Below are 23508 nucleotides of genomic sequence, written 5' to 3' on the forward strand. Positions count from 1 at the left end.
GAGGAGTATAGATGAAAAATCAAGAACTCGCTAAAAAATTAACATCTCTTTCCAAAAATTCTCGTTTGGAAAAATTTGGTAAGGTGATTACTTTTCTTTGTTTAGCACTTATTGTATTTATTGTAGCTATGATTTTGATTTTCGTAGCTCAACGTGGATTATCCACTTTCTTTGTTGATGGAGTGAGCATGGTAGATTTCTTGTTTAGCTCTACATGGGATCCAAGTTCTAAATTATTTGGTGCTTTACCGATGATTTCAGGATCCTTTATTGTCACTATCTTATCAGCCATTGTTGCAACTCCATTTGCTATCGGAGCAGCAGTCTTTATGACGGAAGTTTCACCTAAATACGGTGCTAAAATTTTACAACCAGTTGTTGAGTTGCTGGTCGGAATTCCATCGGTAGTTTACGGATTTATCGGTTTACAAGTAGTTGTGCCATTTGTTCGCTCTATCTTTGGTGGCACTGGTTTTGGTATCTTATCAGGGGTATTTGTCCTCTTCGTAATGATTTTGCCAACGGTTACCTTTATGACAGTCGATAGCCTTCGTGCTGTTCCTCGTCATTACCGTGAAGCGAGTCTTGCAATGGGTGCCACTCGTTGGCAGACTATTTGGCGTGTTGTATTGAATGCGGCAAAACCAGGTATTTTTACAGCTGTGATTTTTGGTATGGCCCGTGCCTTTGGGGAAGCCTTAGCCATCCAGATGGTCGTTGGTAACTCTGCAGTCGTTCCAACATCATTGACAACACCAGCAGCAACCTTGACATCTGTTTTGACTATGGGTATCGGAAATACCGTTATGGGAACCGTTCAAAATAATGTTCTCTGGTCATTAGCCTTGGTATTGCTCTTGATGAGTTTAGTCTTCAACATGATTATGAAATTTATTACAAGAGAGGGTAAGAAAAACTATGCACGCTAAAAAAATGGACAAGCTTGCGACAGGAATACTCTATACCATCGCAGGTATTATCGTAACCATCTTAACAGCCCTCATCTTATTTATCTTGGTGCGAGGCTTGCCACACATTAGCTGGTCATTCTTGACGGGTAAATCCTCTTCTTATGAAGCAGGTGGTGGTATCGGAATTCAACTGTACAATTCCTTCTTCCTCCTAGTAGTCACTTTGGTTATTTCTATCCCATTGTCAACAGGAGCAGGAATCTATTTGGCAGAATATGCTAAGAAGGGGCCGATTACTGATTTTATCCGTACCTGTATTGAGATTCTTTCCTCATTACCATCTGTGGTGGTGGGTCTGTTTGGTTATTTGATTTTCGTTGTTCAGTTTGAATATGGATTTTCTATTCTTTCAGGTGCCTTAGCATTGACGGTTTTCAACTTACCACAAATGACACGTACGGTCGAGGATAGCATGAGAACTGTTCATCATACGCAACGTGAAGCTGGTCTTGCTCTAGGAATTTCTCGCTGGGAGACAGTCCTACACGTTGTTATTCCTGAAGCGCTTCCAGGCATTGTGACAGGGATTGTCCTTGCTTCTGGTCGTATTTTTGGTGAGGCAGCAGCTCTTATCTATACCGCTGGTCAATCAGCGCCAGCTCTTGATTGGTCCAACTGGAATCCACTTAGTGTAACCAGCCCAATTTCCATCTTCCGTCAATCTGAAACCTTGGCTGTTCATATTTGGAAAGTTAACAGTGAAGGAACTATTCCTGATGCGACACAAGTTTCTGCTGGATCAGCAGCAGTGCTCTTGATTTTTATCTTAATTTTCAACTTGGTAGCCCGTCGTATTGGTAAAGTATTGCACGCGAAATTAACGTCAGCAGCCTAATCAAAGGAGAAGAAATGGCAGATTATAACTGGAATGAACGTCATATCATTACTTTTCCGGATAAGGAAAAATTAGCTCTTGAAACTAAAGACTTGCATGTTTACTATAGTCAAAAAGAAGCTATCAAGGGTATTGATATGGAATTTGAAAAAAATAAAATTACCGCCCTCATCGGACCATCAGGCTGTGGGAAATCAACTTTCCTTCGTAGTTTGAACCGAATGAACGATACCATTGATATCGCAAAAGTAACTGGAGAAATTCTTTACCAAGGCATTGACGTCAATAAACCTGAAATCAATGTTTACGAAATGCGTAAGCACATCGGCATGGTTTTCCAACGCCCAAATCCATTTGCAAAATCAATTTATAAGAATATTACCTTTGCCTATGAACGCGCTGGTGTCAAAGACAAGCGTGTCTTGGATGAAATTGTGGAGACTTCTCTTAAACAAGCTGCCCTCTGGGATCAGGTTAAAGATGATTTGCATAAATCAGCCTTTACCTTGTCGGGAGGTCAGCAACAACGCCTCTGTATTGCCCGTGCTATCTCTGTGAAACCAGACATTCTTCTCATGGATGAACCTGCTTCAGCCTTGGATCCAATTGCGACCATGCAATTAGAAGAGACCATGTTTGAATTGAAGAAAAATTATACCATCATTATCGTAACGCACAATATGCAACAAGCAGCTCGTGCAAGTGATTGCACTGCATTCTTCTATCTAGGAGATTTGATTGAGTACGATAAGACTAAGAATATTTTCCAAAATGCTAAATGTCAGTCAACTAGTGACTACGTATCTGGTCACTTTGGATAGAAAGGAAACAGAAATCTGATGACAGAACCAATTTTACAGGTAAAAGATTTATCTGTTTACTATAGTCAAAAAAAGGCACTCAACCAAGTATCTATTGACATCTATCCCAACCAAATTACGACACTTATTGGACCTTCAGGATCTGGGAAATCCACTCTCTTGCGTTCCATTAACCGCATGGGTGGTTTAAATCCTGAAGTTACCTTGACAGGCGTCATCAACTACAATGGTCACAATATCTACAGCCCTCGTACGGACACGGTTGACCTTCGTAAAGAAATCGGCATGGTTTTCCAACAGCCAAACCCATTTCCTATGTCTATCTATGAAAATGTAGTCTACGGTTTGCGAATTAATGGTATTAAGGACAAGCAAATTTTAGATGAAGCAGTGGAAAAATCCTTGATTGGTGCTTCTATTTGGGATGAGGTCAAAGACCGTCTGCATGATTCTGCATTGGGACTATCCGGTGGTCAACAGCAACGTGTCTGTGTCGCCCGTGTATTGGCAACTAGTCCGAAAATTATTTTGCTGGATGAGCCAACATCAGCACTGGATCCAATTTCAGCTGGTAAAATCGAAGAAACGCTGTTTGGTTTGAAAGAGCAATACACTTTGGTAGTCGTAACACGTTCGATGCAACAAGCCTCACGGATATCAGATTGGACAGGATTTTTCTTGGATGGTAATTTGGTAGAATACAATAAAACCAAGAAAATGTTCATGAATCCAGTTCACAAGGAAACAGAAGACTATATCACTGGTAAGTTCGGATAAGCGATCGTTACCGTCAAAAAGGAATAAAGGAGTAAACGATGTTACGCTCACAATTTGAAGATGAATTAGAAAAATTGCACAATCAGTTCTATGCAATGGGCACAGAAGTGTTAGGACAAATTAACAAAACAGTTCGCGCCTTTATCACTCATGACCGTGATATGGCAAAAGCAGTTATTGAAGCTGATGCAAAAATCAATGATTTCGAGTTGAAATTGGAGAAAAAATCATTAGAAATGATTGCGCTTCAACAGCCGGTTTCCCAAGATTTGCGTACGGTTATCACTGTTTTGAAAGCAACAAGTGACGTTGAACGTATGGGCGATCATGCAGTAGCAATAGCTGAAGCAACCATCCGTATGAAAGGTGAAATCCGTATTGCAGTTGTAGAAGAAGAAATCAATAAAATGGGTCGCGAAGCCCGTGAATTGGTAGAAGCCGTTTTGGATCTTTACCTCAACGGTGATGAAGAAAAAGCGTATGAAATTGCTGCACACGATGAAGTGATTAATAATTATTTTGAAAGCATTCGTGATTTAGCAACAGAAGAAATTAAGAAAAATCCAGACTCTATCGTTGCAGGTCGTGATTATTTTCAAGTTATTTCTTACTTGGAACGTATCGGTGATTACGCAAAAAATATCTGTGAATGGGTTGTTTACCTCAAAACTGGTAAAATTACAGAATTATAAAAAGCAAAACTTCGGTTTTGCTTTTTTACTGGTGAATTTTCCGAGTAATTGAAAGATTGGTATTCACAGCCCCCGTCACGCAGGAAGCACCATTCTTTGAAAGTAATCTTCTCAATTTCTAACCTTTTGATAGCCTTTAATGCAACTGGCAACGATATGTGTTTATTTTTTGAAAATTGAACCATCCTAAAACGGTCCTTTTTAGTTTGCTTTAAGAAAGGTAGTTTATACTGTGATTACGAGTATAAAAGGTAGTCCTGCAAGTAAGAACGATAATAGGCCTTCTAGGTTTTTTATTGGTCAGTAATCTCGGCATTTCCACTGTGAAAAGTTGAAATTTCTCTGGTAACAAGGACTGGAGAATCTCTGTGTTGGGCGCAAAGTAATTTTCAAACAGTTTGACTCATAAACAAATCATCACAGAAATGGGGTGACTGCTTTAGGTCACCATTAACGAAAAAATAGTCTAGGTGTGAGACGCCAGTAATGAGGAGCTATTGGATGATGCTCATAAAATTTTAAGCGCTGTAGAGTTTGAGATATTAGAATCTACAAAAAATGAAAGACGGTGAATATCTATATCCCATCAAGCTAAAAGCAAAAATTCAAGACATGGACTATTTGACTCAAAAAAACAGGTAAAATAAGATTGAATGATTTGGTATTTAGTCTAATCATGTTATAATAATAAAAAAGGAGAATGGAATGATTAAATTATTATTAGTTGAGGATGATTTAGGCCTTTCCAATTCAATATTTGATTTTTTAGATGATTTCGCAGATGTGATGCAGGTCTTTGATGGAGAAGAGGGTGTCTACGAAGCGGAATCAGGAATCTATGACTTGATTTTATTAGACTTGATGTTACCTGAAAAAGATGGTTTTCAAGTTTTGAAAGAAATTCGTACAAAAGGCACTACTACATCGGTCCTTATCATGACAGCCAAGGAAGGTTTGGACGACAAAGGACATGGATTTGAATTGGGAGCGGATGATTATCTGACCAAACCATTTTATTTAGAAGAGCTAAAAATGCGGATTCAGGCACTATTGAAACGTGCTGGCAAATTTAGTGAAACTATCTTATCATATGGTGATGTCTCAGTTAACCTGACAACAAACTCAACTTATGTCAATAATGTTGAAGTAGAATTACTAGGAAAAGAATTTGATTTGCTAGTGTACTTCTTGCAAAATCAAAATGTTATCTTACCAAAAACTCAGATTTTTGATCGTTTATGGGGCTTTGATAGTGATACAACGATTTCAGTAGTCGAAGTATATGTCTCAAAAATAAGAAAAAAATTGAAAGGTACCACATTCGGGGAGAATTTACAAACCCTTCGTAGTGTTGGTTACATTTTGAAACATGCTGAATAAATTAAAAAAACTTTCACATACGGATAATTTTTCATATTTTATCCGTTATTTTGCTGTTTTTACATTGATTTTTGGAATGATGACGCTGATTATCTTACAGCTCATGCGGTCAACCATGTATCACACATCCGATGAAAATTTTGATATTATCGCCCACGATCCAAACTTGATTATCAATTTTGCGGTGGCACGTGGAATAGGTGCAAATACTATCTATTTTGAAGAAGAAAACTCTTCGGACCAGACATCCAAAAATGGAATTTTTACCTTTAATCCTGAAAAAAAATTAGACTTGAATACCAACTATCATATTATTCTGTATGATAGCAAGGGTATCATCCTCAATCAGCTGGATAATCTATCTGGGTTGTCTGGACTGCCTTTGGATACTCACCATCTTGGTGAAATTGAAGTGACTTCCTTCGCAACCTTGTTTGGGAAAGAAGAGTCTTATCGGATGATGACTGTTGAAGTGGACAGTTCTAAAACCGTCTTACCAACAACCTTGGACATCAAGTACGCAGCGATTCTATTTAATACAACCCAAATTATGGATTCAATTGAAACCTATGAGAGAACGGTGTTACTGGTTATGGTTAGCTTTTGGTTGATTTCCATTGTAGCTAGTCTCTATTTGGCACAACTTACTGTCCAACCAATATTGGTTAGCTTTCAAAAACAGAAGGATTTTGTGGAAAATGCTAGTCATGAATTACGCACGCCCTTGGCTGTTTTGCAAAATCGGTTAGAAGGACTCTTTCGCAGACCAGATGCTACTATTATGGAAAGTAGCGAGAGTATTGCGTCTAGCTTAGAAGAAGTTCGAAACATGCGCTTGTTGACGACGAATTTACTCAATCTGGCACGGCGAGATGATGGCTTGAAACTTGAGATAACAGATGTCCAGCCAGCCTTCTTTGACGAGGTCTTTGATAATTATATGATTATGGCAGAAGAAAATGGTAAGCATTTAGAGTTTAAAAATGCTATGCAGCAGTCTGTTCGGACCGATAAAATTTTGCTCAAACAAGTCATGACGATCCTGTTTGACAATGCACTAAAATACACAGATGATGACGGTCATATTGTCATTAAAGTTTATAACAAAGACAAGTGCTTGATTTATAGTGTAGAAGATGATGGAATTGGTATTTCTGATAGTGACAAGCAAAAGATTTTCGATCGCTTTTACCGTGTTGATAAGGCACGTACCCGTCAAAAAGGTGGTTTTGGTTTAGGGCTTGCTCTTGCTAAACAGATTCTTGATACTTTAAATGGTACGATTACTGTGCACGATCGTTATCCAAAAGGAACTATTTTTGAAGTACGTATTCCAAAATAAAAAAATCGCTGAGACTAGCTCTCGGCGATTTTTTGCTGTTTTAAAAAGTCATCAATCTCTTTCTGATTTTTTAAAATAACCATTTTAGAGGAATAATCCTTGCAAATTTTTTCGAAGATCGTACGTTTTTTCTTGTTTCGTCCACGATAGAGGATCCGCCATATAAATTCCCAGTCTAATTTTTCAAGGCAACCTTCTGCCATATCAGGTCGACTGTGACCTCTATACCTTAAGTAACGCTTTAAGACCCGAAAGAAGGAGAGGTAAGCAGGAAAATTCATAAAGATAATGCAGTCTGCTTCCTCCAGTCTTCTATTAAAGTGGTACTTGCTATAGTTTCCATCAATGACCCAGGAGTCATGGTTATTTAGAAATAGATCTAAAATTTTGTTGAAATTTTCAGCAGATTGACTTTTCCAATTGGGCAGGAATTGAATATTGTCCAAGTGACAAAAAGGAATTTGGTAGTATCGAGCTAGTTTTTTAGCCAAAGTTGACTTTCCAGCACCAGCATAGCCAATCAATTGAATTTTCATTGCAAACTCCTTGAAAATGAGAGAAAAAAAGAAGCCCGAAGGCTTTTTTATTAAGCAAGTTTAGTTGCAAGACGTGCTTTATCGCGGCTTGCTTTATTTTTGTGAATCAAACCTTTTGTTTCTGCTTTATCGATAGCTGAGCTTGCAGCGCGGTAAAGTTCTTCAGAAGGATTTGCTTCAAATGCTTTGATAGCAGTACGCATAGCTGATTTTTGAGCTGAGTTTTTTTCGTTATGTTTAACGTTCAATTCAGCGCGTTTGATAGCTGATTTAATGTTTGCCAATGGTTTCACCTCCACCTTTTCTATACTAACCATACCATTATATCTGAAAATAGGTCATTTGACAAGAGAAATCTATTTTTTTAGATAAATTTCATCAATTTCATGGTTTTGACCTTTATGAAGAATAATATCTGCCCGACTACGTGTGGGTTCAATATATTTTTCCAGATTAGCCAGATTGATTTCTTTCCATGTATCTTGAGCAATAGCCAGCACTTCATTAAAGGGCATCTGTGTAAAGCGGTGGTAGTAGTTATGAGGATCTGTTTCCGCCAATTTCAATAATTTTTGGAACCGTTCGAGATACCAACTCTCAATATTTTCTACATCTGCATCCACGTAAATGGCTAAATCGAAATAATCACTGACATACAGTCGCTGATTTTGTGGATTTTGAAAAACATTGATACCCTCAATAATCAAAAAATCGGGCGCTTGGATGATTTGTTTTTCATTTTCTAGAATGTCGTAGACCTCGTGAGAATAAACAGGAATTTCAAATTGGTCACCATTTTTAATAGTGTCCAAAAAATCAAGGAGCAGTTCCATATTATAGGATTCTGGGAAGCCTTTACGCTGTAAAATGCCTTTTTCTTTTAAAATTTTATTAGGATACAGAAAGCCATCCGTGGTCACCATTTCCACCTTAGCATGCTTGAAAGTGCGTGCTAATAGGGTTTGTAGCAATCGACTGGTGGTCGACTTTCCGACAGCCACGCTACCAGCTACCCCAATAATAAAAGGATTGGGACGGATTCTTTTCTGCAAAAATAAACTTTTTGAAAAAGAGAGATCTTCACTTGCTTTTTTATAAATTCGGATTAAATTAGTCAAAGGAAGGTAAACATCTGCCACTTCTTGAAGACTAATACGATCGTTAAAACTCTTGATAGCATTGAGTTCTTCGAGGGTGAGAGTTGCTGTTGTATGACGATGTAATCTCTGCCAAGTCTTTCTACTAATTTTCTCAAAATTGCTCAATTCATTTTTCATAGCCTCATTTTAGCATGAATTTTCATTTTGTAAACCCCTTGAAAACGTTTTTACAAAGTGGTATAATATCTATATGACCAATATGTATTACGAAAAAAATCCGAAAGCAGCTCATGACATACATGAGTTGACAGTCAAGTTTTTGGATACAACCATGGTATTTCTGACAGATGCCGGTGTTTTCAGTAAAAAGATGATTGACTATGGAAGCCAGGTGTTGCTAAACAATTTAGATCTGGAACAAGGACGAACATTATTAGATGTGGGCTGTGGATACGGTCCACTTGGTTTGACTTTAGGAAAGGTTTTTGATGTCAATGCAACACTGATTGATATCAATAGTCGAGCGATTGATTTGGCACAGAAAAATGCAGATAAAAATGGCGTGAAAGCGACCATTTTTCAATCTGATATTTACGAAAATGTCAGCGATCACTTTGACTATATCATTTCCAATCCACCCATTCGTGCAGGCAAGGCTGTTGTGCATGAGGTTATTAGTGGAGCTTTTGATCATTTATTGCCAAATGGCCGTTTAACCATAGTCATTCAGAAAAAACAAGGGGCTCCAAGTGCTAAAGCTAAAATGGAGGAAGTTTTCGGTAATTGCCAAATAATAAAGAAGGACAAGGGTTATTATATCCTTGAGAGTGAAAAAGTATGCGAGCAGTAGATATCATCCAGAAAAAGCGTGACGGTATCGAATTATCAAAGGAAGAAATCACTTGGTTGATTGATGGCTATGTAGATGGAACTGTTCCAGACTATCAAATGGCTGCCTTTGCAATGGCAATTTATTTTAAAGGAATGACCACACGTGAAATTTCCGAATTGACCATGGCAATGGTTGCAACTGGTGAACAAATTGATTTATCAGCAATCGCAGGTATTAAGGTTGATAAGCATTCGACAGGTGGTGTAGGCGATAAGGTAACTCTCATTTTGGCACCATTAGTTGCGAGTTTTGGCGTACCTGTCTCTAAAATGAGTGGACGCGGACTCGGTCATACTGGTGGAACACTAGATAAATTAGAGTCTATCAAAGGTTACAAAATTGAAGTAGAGCAAGATGACTTTATCAAGCAAGTTCAAGAGATTGGTGTTTCCGTTATCGGTCAGTCTGATAAATTGGTAAAAGCTGATAAACTTCTCTATGCACTTCGTGATGTAACTGCTACGGTGGACGCCATTCCTTTAATTGCTAGCTCTGTCATGTCGAAAAAAATTGCGGCTGGTGCAGATGCAATTTTATTAGACGTGACTGTCGGTGAAGGTGCCTTCATGAAGACGATTGAAGATGCCCGCGTTCTTGCCCAGACAATGGTTGATCTAGGAAAAGCTGTTGGTCGTAAGACAGTAGCTGTTTTGACAGATATGTCACAACCAGTTGGAACAAGCATTGGAAATCGTCTAGAAATCTTGGAAGCTCTTGAAATCCTACAAGGAAAAGGTCGTGAAGATGTTACAGAATTTATCTGTGAGCTAGCGCATATCATGCTGGGTCTCGCCAATGTTGAAAAAACAGTAGAAGAAGTGCACGAACATCTTGTCAATGGTGCAGCCCTTGCTAAGTTTGAAGAAATGGTTGCAGCTCAAGGTGGAGATTTGGAAGATTTGTACAGACCCGTTCAAACATCAGAAGTTGTAGAAGTGAAAGCGGAGAAAGCAGGTTATATCACTGCCCTACCAGCTTTGGAATTCGGACTATTTGCTATGAAATTAGGTGCTGGTCGAGCTGTTAAAACGGATGAATTAGACTATGAAACAGGTATCGTCTTCCAGAAAAAAGTTGGTGAAGCTGTAGAAGTCGGAGACACCATTGCACATATTTATAGCAATGAAAAAATTTCGGAAAATATGCTTACAGATTTCCAAAAAAATGTTAAAATAGAAGACGCACAAGTAAATACGAAAGAAATTATCGAAATTATATCATAATGTACGGAGAACGACATGGAATTAAATAAATATATTGATCACACGCTTTTAAAACCTGAAGCAAATAAAGAACAAATTCTTACTTTGATTGAACAGGCAAAACAATATGACTTTGCAAGTGTCTGCGTTAATCCAACTTGGGTTAGCTTAGCAGCTCAAGAATTGAAAGGTTCTGATGTTAAAGTTTGTGCGGTGATTGGTTTCCCTCTCGGTGCTAACACACCAGCAGTTAAAGCGTTTGAAACCAAAGACGCAATTGCAAATGGTGCTGATGAAGTTGATATGGTTATCAATATTGGTCAACTAAAAGATGGTCAAGATGACTTAGTTGAGGCGGATATTCGTGCAGTTGTTGAAGCAGCCAATGATACGTTGACGAAAGTCATTATTGAGACGTGCCTCCTAACTGATGAGGAAAAAGTTCGTGCCTGTGAAGCAGCTAAGCGAGCTGGTGCTGATTTTGTTAAAACATCTACTGGTTTTTCAACTGGTGGAGCAAATGTACATGATATTGCTTTGATGCGCAAGACAGTTGGTCCAGACATGGGCGTTAAAGCTTCTGGTGGAGCACGTTCACTTGAAGGTGCTCTTGCATTTATTGAAGCTGGCGCAACTCGTATTGGTGCATCTTCAGGTGTAGCCATTATGGAAGGACAGAAAGCTGATGGCGGATACTAAACTTATTGATTTAGCAATTGAAGCTAGTAAACAAGCCTATGTTCCCTATTCTCATTTTCCTGTTGGTGCGGCACTTGTAACAAAGGATGGCCGTGTATTTACGGGATGTAATGTTGAGAATGCCTCGTTTTCACTTGCAAATTGTGGAGAACGTACTGCAATTTTCAAAGCCATTTCAGAGGGAGCGCGCGAGTTTGAAGAGCTTGTGGTTTATGGGAAAACACAAGAACCGATTTCTCCATGCGGTGCTTGTCGTCAAGTAATGGCTGAGTTTTTTGATAAGGATTTAACCGTGACTTTGGTTGCGGAAGACAAATCGACCGTCGCGATGATAGTCGGGGAATTACTTCCATATTCTTTTACAGATTTAAAATAAATTTGTAAAAGCAGTTCTCGGACTGCATCGTTTCTATCATTCGCAACACTGTTGCAAAAAGTATTTTTAGGAGGGTTCAGAAATGAACAAGAAATTTGTTGGACTTGGTCTAGCATCTGTCGCAGTTTTAGCTTTGGCTGCATGTGGTAACAACAGCTCTTCAAAATCTTCAGAAGGAAGTGGAAAAGATTCAGCTGTAAAATTTGCCATGGTTACGGATACCGGTGGTGTTGATGATAAATCATTTAACCAATCAGCTTGGGAAGGTATCTCAGCTTGGGGTGAAGAAAAAGGTTTGACTGAAAAAACAGACTATGCTTACTTCCAGTCTGATGATGAGTCACAATATGAAACAAACCTTGAGTCTGCAGCTTCAAGTGGCTTTAACTTGATTGCAGGTATTGGTTATAAATTGACGGAAGGTATTACAACCGCTGCTGGTCGTCATGCTGACCTTAACTATGTATTGGTTGATTCTCGGTTGCCAGAAGGTGACAACGTGTTGAGCGCATTGTTTGCTGACCATGAAGGGGCTTACCTTGCTGGTATCGTGGCTGCTAAAACTTCAGACTCTAAGAAAGTTGGTTTCGTAGGTGGTATGGAATCAGACGTTATCACTCGTTTCGAAACTGGTTTCGTTGAAGGTGTTAAATCTGTTGACCCATCTATTCAAGTAGAAGTTCAGTATGCTGATAGCTATAGTGACGCTGCTAAAGGTAAATCAATTGCTGCAACAATGTATGCTTCAGGTATTGATGTAATCTATCATGCTTCAGGTGCAACTGGTACTGGTGTATTCCAAGAAGCTGCTGATATCAACTCACAATTGCCAGCTGATAGCGAAGATAAAGTTTGGGTTATCGGTGTTGACCGTGACCAAACTGACGAAGGTAAATACACTTCTAAAGACGGTAAAGAAGCGACTTCTACATTGACTTCAACTATTAAACAGGTTGGACACGTTCTTCAAGGTATTGCAAACGATCAATTAGAAGGTAAAGAATTCCCTGGTGGTCAAGTTCTTACATACGGTCTTAAAGACGGTGGTGTTGACCTCGTTATGGATGGGCTTTCAGAAGACGTATTGAAAGCTGTTGAAGAAGCAAAAGCTAAAATCATTGACGGTAGCTTGACAGTTGACAGCGGTGTTGAAAGCGACAAAACTGCAAAATAGTAAATAATTGATAGTGGACAGTAAGCGGCCCTTCGCGGTCGCTTTTGTTAGCTGGGACTTTTTTGTCTCAGTAAAGCTTGTTGTTTTAAACAAGTTTTACTGATCTAAAAAAGAAATCTGAAAGGATAGGGCTATGACAATAGAAAATGTCATTGAGATGCGCGACATCACCAAGAAGTTTGGTGAATTCGTTGCCAACGATCATATTAATTTAAAGGTCAGACGCGGAGAAATCCACTCACTTCTTGGTGAGAATGGTGCCGGAAAATCCACGCTGATGAATATGCTAGCAGGATTGCTAGAGCCTACTAGTGGTGAAATTTTTGTCAATGGACAAGCAGTCCAGTTGGATTCACCATCTAAAGCAGCAAAATTGGGAATTGGAATGGTGCATCAGCATTTTATGTTGGTTGAGGCGTTTACAGTTGCTGAGAATATTGTTTTAGGTAGTGAGACAACCAAGGGTGGTGTCTTAGACATGAAAGCTGCTATTCGTGAAATTAAGGAATTATCTGATAAATATGGTTTAGCAGTCAATCCTTATGCGAAGATTTCAGATATTTCAGTTGGTGCGCAACAGCGTGTTGAAATCCTTAAAACTCTCTATCGTGGTGCGGATATCATTATCTTTGATGAGCCTACCGCCATATTGACTCCAGCAGAAATTACGGAGCTTTTGGACATTATGCGCAATCTCTCTAAGGAAGGGAAATCAATCATCTTGATTACCCATAAATTGGATGAAATTCGTGTCGTTTCTGATCACGTAACTGTCATTCGCCGTGGTAAATCCATTGATACAGTTACGATTGAAGGAACAACCAGCCAAGAATTAGCTGAAATGATGGTGGGACGTTCTGTATCCTTTAAAACAGAGAAAATTCCTGCAAATCCAAAAGAAGTTGTTCTTGAAATTGATAACTTGGTTGTCCATGAAAATCGTGGTGTACCTGCTGTAAAAAACCTTGGTCTCAGCGTTCGTGCGGGTGAAATTGTTGGTATTGCAGGTATTGATGGTAATGGTCAAACTGAGTTAATTCAAGCCTTGACAGGTTTGCGTAAGGTAAAATTTGGCTCTATTAAGATTAAAGGTGTAGAGGTTTCAAACCATACGCCACGCCAAATTACAGAAATGCAAGTTAGTCATGTTCCTGAAGATCGTCATCGTGATGGTATGGTACTGGATATGACTTTGGCAGAAAATATTGCTCTGCAAACTTACTACAAAGAACCACTTAGTAAAAATGGTATTTTGAACTATCAAAAAATCAATGAAAATGCTCGTCGTCTCATGGAAGAATTTGATGTACGTGCAGCCAGTGAAGTAGTATCAGGTGGCTCACTATCAGGTGGTAACCAACAAAAAGCTGTTATTGCTCGTGAGATTGATCGAAATCCTGATTTGCTGATCATCAGCCAGCCAACCCGTGGTTTGGATGTTGGTGCTATCGAATATATCCGTAAACGTTTGGTAGCTGAGCGTGATAAAGGCAAAGCTGTTCTCGTAGTTAGCTTTGAATTGGATGAAATTTTAGATGTTTCGGACCGTATCGCCGTGATTCACGACGGTAAAATCCAAGGTATTCTCTTACCGGAAGAAACCAATAAGCAAGAATTGGGTATCTTAATGGCTGGAGGAAAATTGGAGAAGGAGGAAATTTATGTCTAAAAAAACACAAAAATGGGCAGTTCCTTTGATTGCTGTCCTCTTAGGATTGGTAGCAGGTGCCGTCATCATGTTGGTATTCGGCTATGACCCAATCGCTGCTTACTCAAAACTCTTAAGTACAGCCTTTGGATCGCCTTACAATATCGGTGAAATTGGTCGCGCTATGGCACCACTTATCTTGATTGGTCTTGGTTTTGCGGTTTCATCGAAAGCTGGATTTTTCAACGTTGGTTTACCTGGTCAAGCCTTGATTGGGTGGACGGCAGCAGCGTGGTTTGCTTTGGAAACACAGAGCTTACCAAAAGTCGTGTCTATTCCACTTACTATCTTAGTGGCATGTATCGCTGGTGGTTTTGCTGGGGCTATTCCAGGTGCTCTTCGTGCCTATCTTGGAACTAGTGAAGTAATTGTTACCATCATGCTCAACTACATTATTCTTTACACATCGAATGCTGTAGTTAATGGAGTACTCTTAGAGAAATTCTCTCAAAAAGGTTCAGATGTCGCTAAAATTCCAGAAAATGCTTCATATCAGGTTGAATGGTTATCTGGCATGTTTGGAAACTCTCGAATTAATTTAGGGCTCTTCTTTGCACTTATTGCTGTTGCCTTGATTTGGTTCCTTCTTAAGAAAACCATTGCTGGTTATGAAATTACTGCGGTTGGTCTCAATCCACATGCAGCTGAGTACGCTGGTATTTCTTCTAAGAAAATGATTATCTTGTCAATGGTTATTTCTGGGGCTCTTTCAGGTCTTGGTGGTGCTGTTGATGGTCTTGGAACTTACGAATTTGTTAAACAACAAGATGCTTCACTTAGCATTGGTTTCAACGGTATGGCCGTAGCCCTCTTGGCTGCTAATTCGCCAATCGGTATTCCATTTGCTGCATTACTCTTTGGTATTCTAGAAATTGGTAAATCTGGTATGCAGGCTATTGTACCGCCTGAAATTGTAGATGTTATCTCTGCATTGATTATTTTCTTTGTCGGAATTAACTACATTATCAAGCATTTTATCAAACCTGGAAAAGTAAAAGGAGGTAAGTAAGGTGGATTCAACAACACTTTTGGCATTGATTGTCTCAAATACATTAATTTATGCTGCTCCTCTGATTTTTACAAGTATCGGCGGTACCTTCTCAGAGCGTGGTGGTATTGTCAACGTTGGTCTGGAAGGAATTATGGTTGTGGGTGCCTTTGCAGGAGTTGTCTTCAATATTGAGATGGCTTCAGTTTTCGGCAGTGCAACTCCTTGGTTTGCCGCAATTTTTGCTGGTTTGATTGGTTTACTTTACTCAGTTCTTCATGCTATGGCGACTGTCAATTTCCGTGCTGATCATGTCGTTTCTGGTACAGTATTGAACCTGATTGCTCCAAGTTTAGCTGTTTTCCTTTGTAAAGTAATGTACAACCGTGGACAAACGGATACAATTAGTAAATCTTTTGGTAAATTTACATTCCCAATTTTGTCTGACATTCCTGTAATTGGTAAAATCTTCTTTACCTCTACAAGTTTACCTGCTTATGTCGCCATTGCCTTTGCATTCTTTGCTTGGTTTATCATCTATAAAACTCGCTTTGGTTTGCGTCTTCGTTCAGTTGGTGAGCATCCGCAAGCAGCTGATACGCTTGGTATCAATGTTTATGCAATGCGTTATGCTGGTGTATTGATTTCTGGTTTCCTCGGAGGAATTGGCGGAGCGATTTACTCGCAAGCGATCTCAGGCCAATTCTCTGGAGCAACGATTGCTGGTCCTGGTTTCATCGCCTTGGCAGCCATGATCTTTGGTCGTTGGAATCCAATCGGAGCGATGCTTTCAAGTCTCTTCTTCGGACTTTCACAGTCCCTAGCAGTTGTTGGTGGTCAATTACCGTTCTTGAAAGGAATTAATCCAGTCTACTTGCAAGTAGCGCCATACGTCTTGACAATCATTGTCTTGGCCGCATTCTTCGGAAAAGCAGTGGCACCAAAAGCAGATGGTGTCAACTACATCAAGACTAAATAAAAAATAAAAATCTCAACCTTGGTTGGGATTTTTATAATGGCTTTCAATCATCATAAAAAAGACGTGAATTCCACGTCTTTTCATTTGGATTAATTTTTAACTGCTGCAGCAATTTCTGGGTTAGAAAATGCATCATCCATGATTTCTTTTAATTGAGCAGCAGATGCTTGGAATTTTTGTAGTTCTGCATCATTCAACGGAATTTTCACATTTCGAACGATACCATTGGCACCAACGATAGCAGGTTGTCCGATGAAGACATCTTCAACACCTTCGTATTGACCTTCTTGGTATACTGAAAGAGGAAGTACTGCATTTTCATCGTTAAAGATAGCTTGTGTAATACGCGCAAGAGCGACACCAATACCATAGTATGTTGCACCTTTTTTATTGATGATAGAGTAAGCCGCGTCACGAACTGATACAAAGAGATCAACAAGTCCTCGCTCATCAATATCACGGTTGTCTTGCAACCATTGTTCCAATTTAACACCCGCAACATTGGCATGTGACCAAACAGCGAATTCTGAGTCACCGTGTTCACCCATGATGTAGGCGTGAACAGAGCGAGCGTCGATACCAATCTTATCAGCCAAGGCTTGACGGAAGCGAGCTGAGTCAAGAGAAGTACCAGAACCGATGACACGTTCTTTAGGGAAGCCTGAGAATTTCCAAGTAGAGTAAGTCAAGATGTCCACAGGGTTAGCTGCAACAAGGAAGATGCCATTGAAGCCTGAAGCAACGATTTCGCTAACGATTTGTTGGTTGATACGCAAGTTTTTCTCGATCAATTGAAGACGAGTTTCACCTGGTTTTTGTGGCAAGCCAGCTGTCAACACAACGAGGTCTGCATCATGGGCATCAGAATATTCTGCTGAGTAAATCTTCTTAGGTGAAGTAAAAGCAAGAGCGTGGCTCAAATCTTCTGCATCCCCTTGAGTACGATCTTTGTTGATATCTACAATACCAAGTTCCTGACCAATACCTTGGTTAACAAGAGCGTAAGCATATGCTGAACCCACGGCACCATCGCCGACAAGGATTACTTTTTTATGTTGTTTAGTTGCAGTCATGTTTTAAACATCTCCTTTGTTTTATTTGGGAAATCATTCCCAACACCTCTTATTCTAGCATTTTTTATGATCTTTGTCAGTTATGAAAGGAGTTTTGAAAATGTTTACATTGTAGTTCCAAGCAGGGAAAAATGCCTTAAAATATGGTATAATGAAGTAGATACTTTCTAGTGGAAATGAGGCATTTTTTCAATGCAAGATAAAAATTTAGTAGATGTAAATCTGACGAGTGAAATGAAGACTTCCTTCATTGACTACGCCATGAGTGTTATTGTAGCACGGGCGCTCCCAGATGTCAGGGATGGCTTAAAACCCGTACATCGTCGTATTTTATATGGAATGAATGAGTTGGGGATTACTCCGGATAAACCGCATAAAAAATCTGCCCGTATTACCGGTGATGTTATGGGTAAATACCATCCTCATGGAGACAGTGCGATTTATGAAGCTATGGTTCGTATGGCTCAATGGTGGAGTTACCGTCACATGTTAGTTGATGGACACGGAAACTTTGGTTCTATGGACGGAGACGGTGCAGCCGCCCAACGTTATACCGAAGCTCGTATGAGTAAGATTGCGCTAGAAATGCTCCGTGATATCAATAAAAATACGGTTAATTTTGTGGACAACTATGATTCAAGTGAGCGTGAGCCAGAGGTCCTACCTGCGCGTTTTCCAAATCTGTTGGTCAATGGTACGACAGGGATTGCTGTTGGTATGGCGACCAATATTCCGCCACATAATTTGGGCGAAACTATTGACGCTGTAAACTTGATTATGGACAATCCTGAGGCGACTACTCGTGACATTATGGAAGTCTTGTCTGGTCCAGACTTTCCAACGGGAGCCTTGGTCATGGGAAAATCGGGTATTCACCGTGCTTATGAGACTGGTAAAGGTTCTATTGTTCTTCGTTCGAAAACTGAAATTGAAGAGTTCGGGAATGGCCGTGAACGGATCGTCGTAACAGAATTTCCTTATATGGTCAATAAATCTAAAGTGCATGATCATATTGTGCGCTTGGCCCAAGAAAAGCGGATTGAAGGAATTACTGCGGTTCGTGATGAGTCTAACCGAGAAGGTGTTCGTTTTGTTATTGAAGTTCGTCGTGATGCATCAGCCAATGTTATCTTAAATAATCTCTTTAAATTAACCCAACTTCAGACTAACTTTAGTTTCAATATGCTAGCCATTCAAGGTGGCGTGCCAAAGATACTTTCAGTAAAAGAAATTTTGACTGCTTATATTGAGCATCAAAAAGAAGTGGTGACTCGCCGAACTCAATTCGATAAGGATAAGGCGGAAAGTCGTGCTCACATCTTAGAAGGGCTTCTTATTGCGCTTGATCATATTGAAGAAGTGATTCGAATTATCCGCGCTAGTGAAACAGATGCACAAGCACAATCTGAATTGATGTCTAAGTTTGGTCTGTCAGAACGTCAAAGTCAAGCAATCCTCGATATGCGTCTTCGTCGCTTGACTGGTTTGGAACGTGATAAGATTCAATCTGAATATGATGATCTGTTAGCCTTGATTGCTGATTTGACGGATATTTTAGCGAAGCCAGAACGCGTCATTGCTATCGTAAAAGAAGAACTCAATGAGGTGAAACGTAAGTACGCAGACGCACGTCGGACAGAATTAATGGTCGGTGAAGTCTTGTCACTTGAAGACGAAGACTTGATTGAAGAGACAGATGTTTTAATCACTCTTTCGAATAAGGGGTATATCAAACGCTTAGCTCAGGATGAATTCCATGCTCAAAAACGTGGAGGTCGTGGTGTCCAAGGAACTGGAGTGAAGGACGACGATTTTGTTCGTGAGTTAGTTTCTACAAGCACTCATGACAAGCTCCTCTTCTTTACCAATAAAGGACGCGTATATCGACTCAAAGGCTATGAGATTCCTGAGTATGGTCGTACAGCAAAGGGGTTGCCAGTTGTCAACTTGTTGAAATTGGATGAAAATGAATCTATTCAGACCATCATAAATGTGACAGGTGATCAAGAAGAAAACCACTATCTCTTCTTTGCGACACGTCAAGGTGTTGTCAAACGGACCAATGTATCAGAATTTGGCAATATCCGACAAAATGGTCTCAAGGCGTTAAACTTGAAAGACGATGACGAATTGATTAATGTTTTCTTAACAGATGGTCAAGCAGATGTTATTATGGGAACCAAGTTTGGCTACTCTGTTCGTTTTAATGAATCAGTTGTGCGGAATATGGGACGTACTGCAACGGGTGTTCGTGGTGTCAACCTTCGTGAGGGTGATGTTTTAGTTGGTGCTACAACGGTTTCAGATGAGCAAGAAGTCTTGGTGATCACTGAAAAAGGTTATGGTAAAAGAACCCCAGCTAGTGAATATCCGACAAAAGGTCGTGGTGGTAAAGGAATTAAGACCCTTAATGTTGCTGAAAAGAATGGTCCACTTGCCGGCTTGACTACTGTTTCTGGGGATGAGGATATCATGGTCATTACAGATACTGGTGTCATTATTCGGACCAATATTAGCAATATCTCCCAAACAAGTCGTGCAACCATGGGGGTTAAAGTGATGAGGTTGGATAACGATGCAAAAATTATGACTTTTGCTTTGGTCGATGCCGAAGAAGAAAAAGAGGAAGGAACTGAAGAATAATGGGTAGACGATTAAAAATATCTTCAAAAAAGAGAAAATTTGGTTGGCTCAAAAACTTCTTGTTATTTATCTTATTCTTGATTTCATTTACATTGATCTTTAATACCTCAATTCGCAACATGCTGATTGCTCAGAAGTCAAATAAATATCAAGTAACACAAGTTTCCAAAGAAGAAATTGAGAAAAATAAGGGAGCAGATACTACCTTTGATTTTGAACAAGTGGAGTCTATTTCTACAGAAGCAGTTCTAAAAGCGCAGTGGGATGCTCAACAACTTCCTGTTATAGGGGGTATTGCTATACCAGATTTGAAAGTAAATCTTCCCATTTTCAAAGGATTATCAAATACGGCTCTCATGTATGGTGCAGGAACCATGAAAGAAAATCAGGTCATGGGACAGGGAAACTATAGCTTGGCCAGTCACCATATCTTTGGAATTGCAGGAGCTAGTGAAACTCTGTTCTCACCTTTGGAAAATGCCAAAAACGGTATGAAAATCTATATAACAGATAAAACAAAAGTTTATACTTATGTGGTAACAAGTGTTGAGTCTGTCACTCCAGAAAGCATCTATATCATCGACGATGTAGAAGGAAAGAATGAAATTACGTTGGTAACATGTGAAGATGCTGAAGCAACTATGCGGACGATTGTCAAAGGTGAATTAGAATCTTCAGGAGACTACGATAAGGCTTCTAAAGAGATTCTCAAACATTTTAGTCAGTCATACAATCAAGTTCAATTATAAAAAAAGACTAGAAATCTTAGATTTCTAGTCTTTTTTCGAATAATAAAGTGGAGGGACTTTTATGTACGATATTCAGTTTAAAGAAGAATCATTATTACCCCGAGAACGTTTGCTAGAAGTAGGAGCAGAGCGGCTCAGCAATCAAGAATTATTGGCAATTTTTATTCGTACTGGAACGAAAAATCAGCCTGTTTCAGCTATCTCTACCAATCTCTTGACCAAGTTACCTCATTTATCCGCACTCAAAGATTTATCAATAGAAGAATTGCAAAAACTCTCTGGAATTGGTCGTGTAAAAGCTATTGAAATGAAGGCGATGATTGAGTTGGGAAAAACGTACTATTTTTATTGGTAGTGTCAATCGTAGTATTGCGGAACCACGTGAGATTTTGCATTATGCCATCAAATAAATGTATGGCAACGTCAATCATTATTGTCCATAACCATCCATCAGGTTCCGTTGAACCAAGTCGAAATGATTTTAACTTTACAGAGACATTTATTATAGTTTCCGTGAAGAAAGTGAACTATTTTAAAGTTTTTGCACGACAAAATCAAAAAGAGATTGATCGGAGCTGTTCTTGTAGATCAAAAGCTCAGGATGCCATTGAACGCCTAAAAATCGACTGCCATCAGTCGTTGTGATAGCTTCAATGGTTTGATCTGGTGCTTGAGCGATAACTTGCAAATGACTAGCTAAATCTTTAATTGCTTGATGGTGAAACGAATTGACAGTTGTCTTCTGGCCATATATAGTGGCTAGGGGACTGTTTTTTTCAATTTCAATTTGGTGGAAGCCAGTATCTGCAGGAATTTTTTGCCAGTGATTAGGAATATCCTGATGAAGAGTGCCACCCATAGCTACATTAAAAAGTTGCATACCACGACAAACAGCAAAAATTGGTTTATTCTGGACGCGAGCTTCTTTGATGAGTTCTAATTCAAAACAATCGCGTTCTAACTTGTAGTCATTACTAACAATACTTTTTTTATCACCGTAAAATTGTGGCAGAACACGTTGCCCACCTGTCATGACTAACTTATCAATCATGGCAATATAGGATTTAGCAGTTTCAGTGCTCCCCATAGGAATGATCAGTGGAAGCCCGCCCGAACGCTTGATAGCATGAACGAAATTTGTCACGACGTAGGACAGGAGCGGTCCAGTGTCATCCGCTTTGTTGTTAAACTCATTGCCTGTAATTCCGATGATTGGTTGTTTCATCATAGCATACTCTTAGTTCTTTCTCATGAAGTAGAGGAGGGTTTGCAATTCGCTGGTCAAGTCTACATATTGGACAACCACGTCTTTTGGAACTGTCAAATTAATTGGTGAGAAACTCAAAATGCCTTTAATGCCAGCCTTAATCAATTCATCCGCCACAACTTGTGCGCTACTGCTTGGTACAGTTAAAATAGCAGTTTGAACATTGACTTCACTGACTTTTTCTTGCAAATCAGAAATGCCATAAATGGGAACATTTGCATCGATGGTCCCCACAGCAGGATAGTTGTCTGTTTCAAAAGCCATTACAATTTTCATTTTGTTACGCTCATGGAAGCGGTAGTGGAGAAGGGCACGTCCCATATTTCCGACACCAATCAGCATTACGTTAGTGATAGAGTTGTCATTGAGGATATCTGCGAAGAAATCCATCAATTTTTTTACATCGTAGCCAAAACCTCGGCGTCCTAATTCACCAAAGTAGGAAAAATCACGACGAACAGTTGCAGAATCAATTCCGATAGCTTCAGCAATCTCTTTTGAGCTAGCTTTTTGAATATTTTCCCTGTGGAATCGTTTAAAAATTCGGTAATAAAGAGAGAGTCGTTTGGCAGTGGCGCGTGGAATTTTTGTATCTTTATCGTGTTTCACAATCTTTTTTCTCCATTCTGATCGTTTATTTCATTACTCTATTGTAAAACAAGTTTGTGAATATTGCAACAGATTTGAACTGAAAATCAAATAAAAAAACAAGAACAAGTTCTTGTTTTTAAACTCTATTTGCTTGTAATTGTTGGAGAAATCGATAGAGATCACCTATGCTACCGCTGTATTTATTATCCTAGGTCATTTCCATCTTCTGTCAAAGAGACTACTTTTAAATAATCAGGTAGAGTAATACAGCTAGAAAAAGCGAGTAGAATTTCGTCCAAGTTGGCATAAGTTTGTGAACGCTCTTGTTGGTAAGCATCTTGGTAAGTCAGTGTAATCATAACTATTTTACTTTCTTTGTGAAGATATCTCGGTCAACTAAACTATCCATAAGGAAATAGAATTTTTCTTGGATGACTTTGTTACTATCATTTTTGAAAATATTTACAATATGAAGGCCAGATTTATCGGTGATATTGATTTTAAAACCTGTTAAATCTTTATTGATAATGATTTTTAGTAAAAAACCTTCGTTTGAATTTGGGACTTCTTCAAGAATTCGAGTCAATTGGTAATTGCCGACATGAGTTTGCTCAAAAGTGTTATCGCGAAGAGTGTATTTTTTGATAGCAGAACTAATCTCATAAATGTAGTCGCAATCTTTTAATGCAACAGATTTTTCAAATGCCATAGCG

General features: G+C 39.2%; 25 protein-coding genes and 1 pseudogene. 18 read left to right on the forward strand and 8 right to left on the reverse strand.

Features of this window, described 5'->3' with window-relative positions; all coding sequences use genetic code 11:
* Positions 1-11: 11 nt before the first annotated feature.
* The 7 genes from pstC to AEX56_RS02560 all read left to right on the forward strand — a co-directional run bounded on the left by pstC (position 12) and on the right by AEX56_RS02560 (position 6818).
* Positions 12-929 carry a phosphate ABC transporter permease subunit PstC gene (pstC, locus tag AEX56_RS02530; RefSeq protein WP_049617769.1) on the forward strand — a complete coding sequence of 306 codons (918 nt, stop codon included), beginning with the start codon at positions 12-14 and terminating at the stop codon, positions 927-929.
* Positions 919-1806 carry a phosphate ABC transporter permease PstA gene (gene pstA, locus AEX56_RS02535; RefSeq protein WP_049617770.1) on the forward strand — a complete coding sequence of 296 codons (888 nt, stop codon included), beginning with the start codon at positions 919-921 and terminating at the stop codon, positions 1804-1806. Before pstC ends, pstA begins: the two co-directional genes overlap by 11 nt.
* 14 nt (positions 1807-1820) lie before the next feature.
* The gene (gene pstB / locus AEX56_RS02540; RefSeq protein WP_049617771.1) at positions 1821-2627 is read left to right on the forward strand and encodes a phosphate ABC transporter ATP-binding protein PstB; all 807 of its coding nucleotides are present in this window, start codon (positions 1821-1823) and stop codon (positions 2625-2627) included.
* A gap of 18 nt (positions 2628-2645) precedes the next feature.
* Positions 2646-3404, forward strand: a complete 759-nt coding sequence (pstB, locus tag AEX56_RS02545) for a phosphate ABC transporter ATP-binding protein PstB (RefSeq protein WP_049617772.1) — start codon at positions 2646-2648, stop codon at positions 3402-3404.
* 38 nt (positions 3405-3442) lie between these two features.
* Positions 3443-4096, forward strand: a complete 654-nt coding sequence (gene phoU, locus AEX56_RS02550; protein ID WP_049617773.1) for a phosphate signaling complex protein PhoU — start codon at positions 3443-3445, stop codon at positions 4094-4096.
* A gap of 705 nt (positions 4097-4801) precedes the next feature.
* Complete coding sequence (locus AEX56_RS02555; protein ID WP_049617774.1) at positions 4802-5476, forward strand: response regulator transcription factor; 675 nt, start codon at positions 4802-4804, stop codon at positions 5474-5476.
* Entirely contained in the window at positions 5466-6818 is a 1353-nt protein-coding gene (locus tag AEX56_RS02560) for a sensor histidine kinase (protein WP_049617775.1), read from the forward strand. Before AEX56_RS02555 ends, AEX56_RS02560 begins: the two co-directional genes overlap by 11 nt.
* Positions 6819-6832: 14 nt before the next feature.
* Here the strand turns inward: AEX56_RS02560 and AEX56_RS02565 are convergent, their stop codons facing one another.
* The 3 genes from AEX56_RS02565 to coaA all read right to left on the reverse strand — a co-directional run bounded on the left by AEX56_RS02565 (position 6833) and on the right by coaA (position 8631).
* Positions 6833-7354 (reverse strand): AAA family ATPase, encoded by a 522-nt coding sequence (locus AEX56_RS02565; RefSeq protein WP_049617776.1) that lies wholly within the window; start codon positions 7352-7354, stop codon positions 6833-6835.
* 50 nt (positions 7355-7404) lie between these two features.
* Complete coding sequence (rpsT, locus tag AEX56_RS02570) at positions 7405-7638, reverse strand: 30S ribosomal protein S20 (protein WP_049618236.1); 234 nt, start codon at positions 7636-7638, stop codon at positions 7405-7407.
* 72 nt (positions 7639-7710) lie between these two features.
* Positions 7711-8631: a type I pantothenate kinase gene (gene coaA / locus AEX56_RS02575; protein WP_049617777.1), complete on the reverse strand. Its 921-nt coding sequence runs from the start codon at positions 8629-8631 to the stop codon at positions 7711-7713.
* Between the two features lie 73 nt (positions 8632-8704).
* Between coaA and AEX56_RS02580 the strand changes: the two genes are divergently transcribed.
* From AEX56_RS02580 to AEX56_RS02615, 8 genes are all read left to right on the forward strand, one after another.
* Complete coding sequence (locus AEX56_RS02580; RefSeq protein ID WP_049617778.1) at positions 8705-9304, forward strand: class I SAM-dependent methyltransferase; 600 nt, start codon at positions 8705-8707, stop codon at positions 9302-9304.
* Positions 9292-10569, forward strand: a complete 1278-nt coding sequence (locus AEX56_RS02585; protein WP_049617779.1) for a pyrimidine-nucleoside phosphorylase — start codon at positions 9292-9294, stop codon at positions 10567-10569. The genes AEX56_RS02580 and AEX56_RS02585 overlap by 13 nt, the downstream gene beginning before the upstream one ends.
* 15 nt (positions 10570-10584) lie before the next feature.
* Positions 10585-11247: a deoxyribose-phosphate aldolase gene (gene deoC / locus AEX56_RS02590; RefSeq protein WP_049617780.1), complete on the forward strand. Its 663-nt coding sequence runs from the start codon at positions 10585-10587 to the stop codon at positions 11245-11247.
* Positions 11234-11623 (forward strand): cytidine deaminase, encoded by a 390-nt coding sequence (locus AEX56_RS02595; RefSeq protein ID WP_049617781.1) that lies wholly within the window; start codon positions 11234-11236, stop codon positions 11621-11623. The genes deoC and AEX56_RS02595 overlap by 14 nt, the downstream gene beginning before the upstream one ends.
* An 82-nt stretch (positions 11624-11705) precedes the next feature.
* Complete coding sequence (locus AEX56_RS02600) at positions 11706-12797, forward strand: BMP family lipoprotein (RefSeq protein ID WP_049617782.1); 1092 nt, start codon at positions 11706-11708, stop codon at positions 12795-12797.
* A gap of 133 nt (positions 12798-12930) precedes the next feature.
* Positions 12931-14466 (forward strand): ABC transporter ATP-binding protein, encoded by a 1536-nt coding sequence (locus tag AEX56_RS02605; protein WP_049617783.1) that lies wholly within the window; start codon positions 12931-12933, stop codon positions 14464-14466.
* Positions 14459-15514, forward strand: a complete 1056-nt coding sequence (locus AEX56_RS02610; protein ID WP_049617784.1) for an ABC transporter permease — start codon at positions 14459-14461, stop codon at positions 15512-15514. Before AEX56_RS02605 ends, AEX56_RS02610 begins: the two co-directional genes overlap by 8 nt.
* Position 15515: 1 nt before the next feature.
* Positions 15516-16472: an ABC transporter permease gene (locus AEX56_RS02615; protein WP_049617785.1), complete on the forward strand. Its 957-nt coding sequence runs from the start codon at positions 15516-15518 to the stop codon at positions 16470-16472.
* A gap of 89 nt (positions 16473-16561) precedes the next feature.
* Here AEX56_RS02615 and AEX56_RS02620 read toward each other — a convergent pair whose 3' ends face one another.
* Positions 16562-17545 (reverse strand): L-lactate dehydrogenase, encoded by a 984-nt coding sequence (locus AEX56_RS02620; protein WP_049617786.1) that lies wholly within the window; start codon positions 17543-17545, stop codon positions 16562-16564.
* 192 nt (positions 17546-17737) lie between these two features.
* Between AEX56_RS02620 and gyrA the strand changes: the two genes are divergently transcribed.
* The 3 genes and pseudogenes from gyrA to AEX56_RS08165 all read left to right on the forward strand — a co-directional run.
* Positions 17738-20188: a DNA gyrase subunit A gene (gene gyrA / locus AEX56_RS02625; RefSeq protein ID WP_049617787.1), complete on the forward strand. Its 2451-nt coding sequence runs from the start codon at positions 17738-17740 to the stop codon at positions 20186-20188.
* Complete coding sequence (locus AEX56_RS02630) at positions 20188-20937, forward strand: class A sortase (RefSeq protein WP_049617788.1); 750 nt, start codon at positions 20188-20190, stop codon at positions 20935-20937. The genes gyrA and AEX56_RS02630 overlap by 1 nt, the downstream gene beginning before the upstream one ends.
* Positions 20938-20998: 61 nt before the next feature.
* Positions 20999-21432 (forward strand): annotated as a pseudogene (locus tag AEX56_RS08165) (UPF0758 domain-containing protein); the annotation flags it as partial.
* Positions 21433-21469: 37 nt separating this feature from the next.
* Here AEX56_RS08165 and AEX56_RS02640 read toward each other — a convergent pair.
* The 4 genes from AEX56_RS02640 to AEX56_RS02650 all read right to left on the reverse strand — a co-directional run bounded on the left by AEX56_RS02640 (position 21470) and on the right by AEX56_RS02650 (position 23504).
* Positions 21470-22162, reverse strand: a complete 693-nt coding sequence (locus tag AEX56_RS02640; protein ID WP_049618237.1) for a gamma-glutamyl-gamma-aminobutyrate hydrolase family protein — start codon at positions 22160-22162, stop codon at positions 21470-21472.
* A gap of 12 nt (positions 22163-22174) precedes the next feature.
* Positions 22175-22813 carry a redox-sensing transcriptional repressor Rex gene (locus AEX56_RS02645; RefSeq protein WP_049617789.1) on the reverse strand — a complete coding sequence of 213 codons (639 nt, stop codon included), beginning with the start codon at positions 22811-22813 and terminating at the stop codon, positions 22175-22177.
* A 185-nt stretch (positions 22814-22998) separates the two neighbouring features.
* Positions 22999-23154: a DUF4649 family protein gene (locus tag AEX56_RS08170; protein WP_082326151.1), complete on the reverse strand. Its 156-nt coding sequence runs from the start codon at positions 23152-23154 to the stop codon at positions 22999-23001.
* Positions 23155-23156: 2 nt separating this feature from the next.
* Positions 23157-23504 carry a DUF1831 domain-containing protein gene (locus AEX56_RS02650; RefSeq protein ID WP_049617790.1) on the reverse strand — a complete coding sequence of 116 codons (348 nt, stop codon included), beginning with the start codon at positions 23502-23504 and terminating at the stop codon, positions 23157-23159.
* Between the last annotated feature and the right edge of the window lie 4 nt (positions 23505-23508).

Source organism: Streptococcus sp. X13SY08, from assembly GCF_001182825.2.
Lineage (GTDB): Bacteria > Bacillota > Bacilli > Lactobacillales > Streptococcaceae > Streptococcus.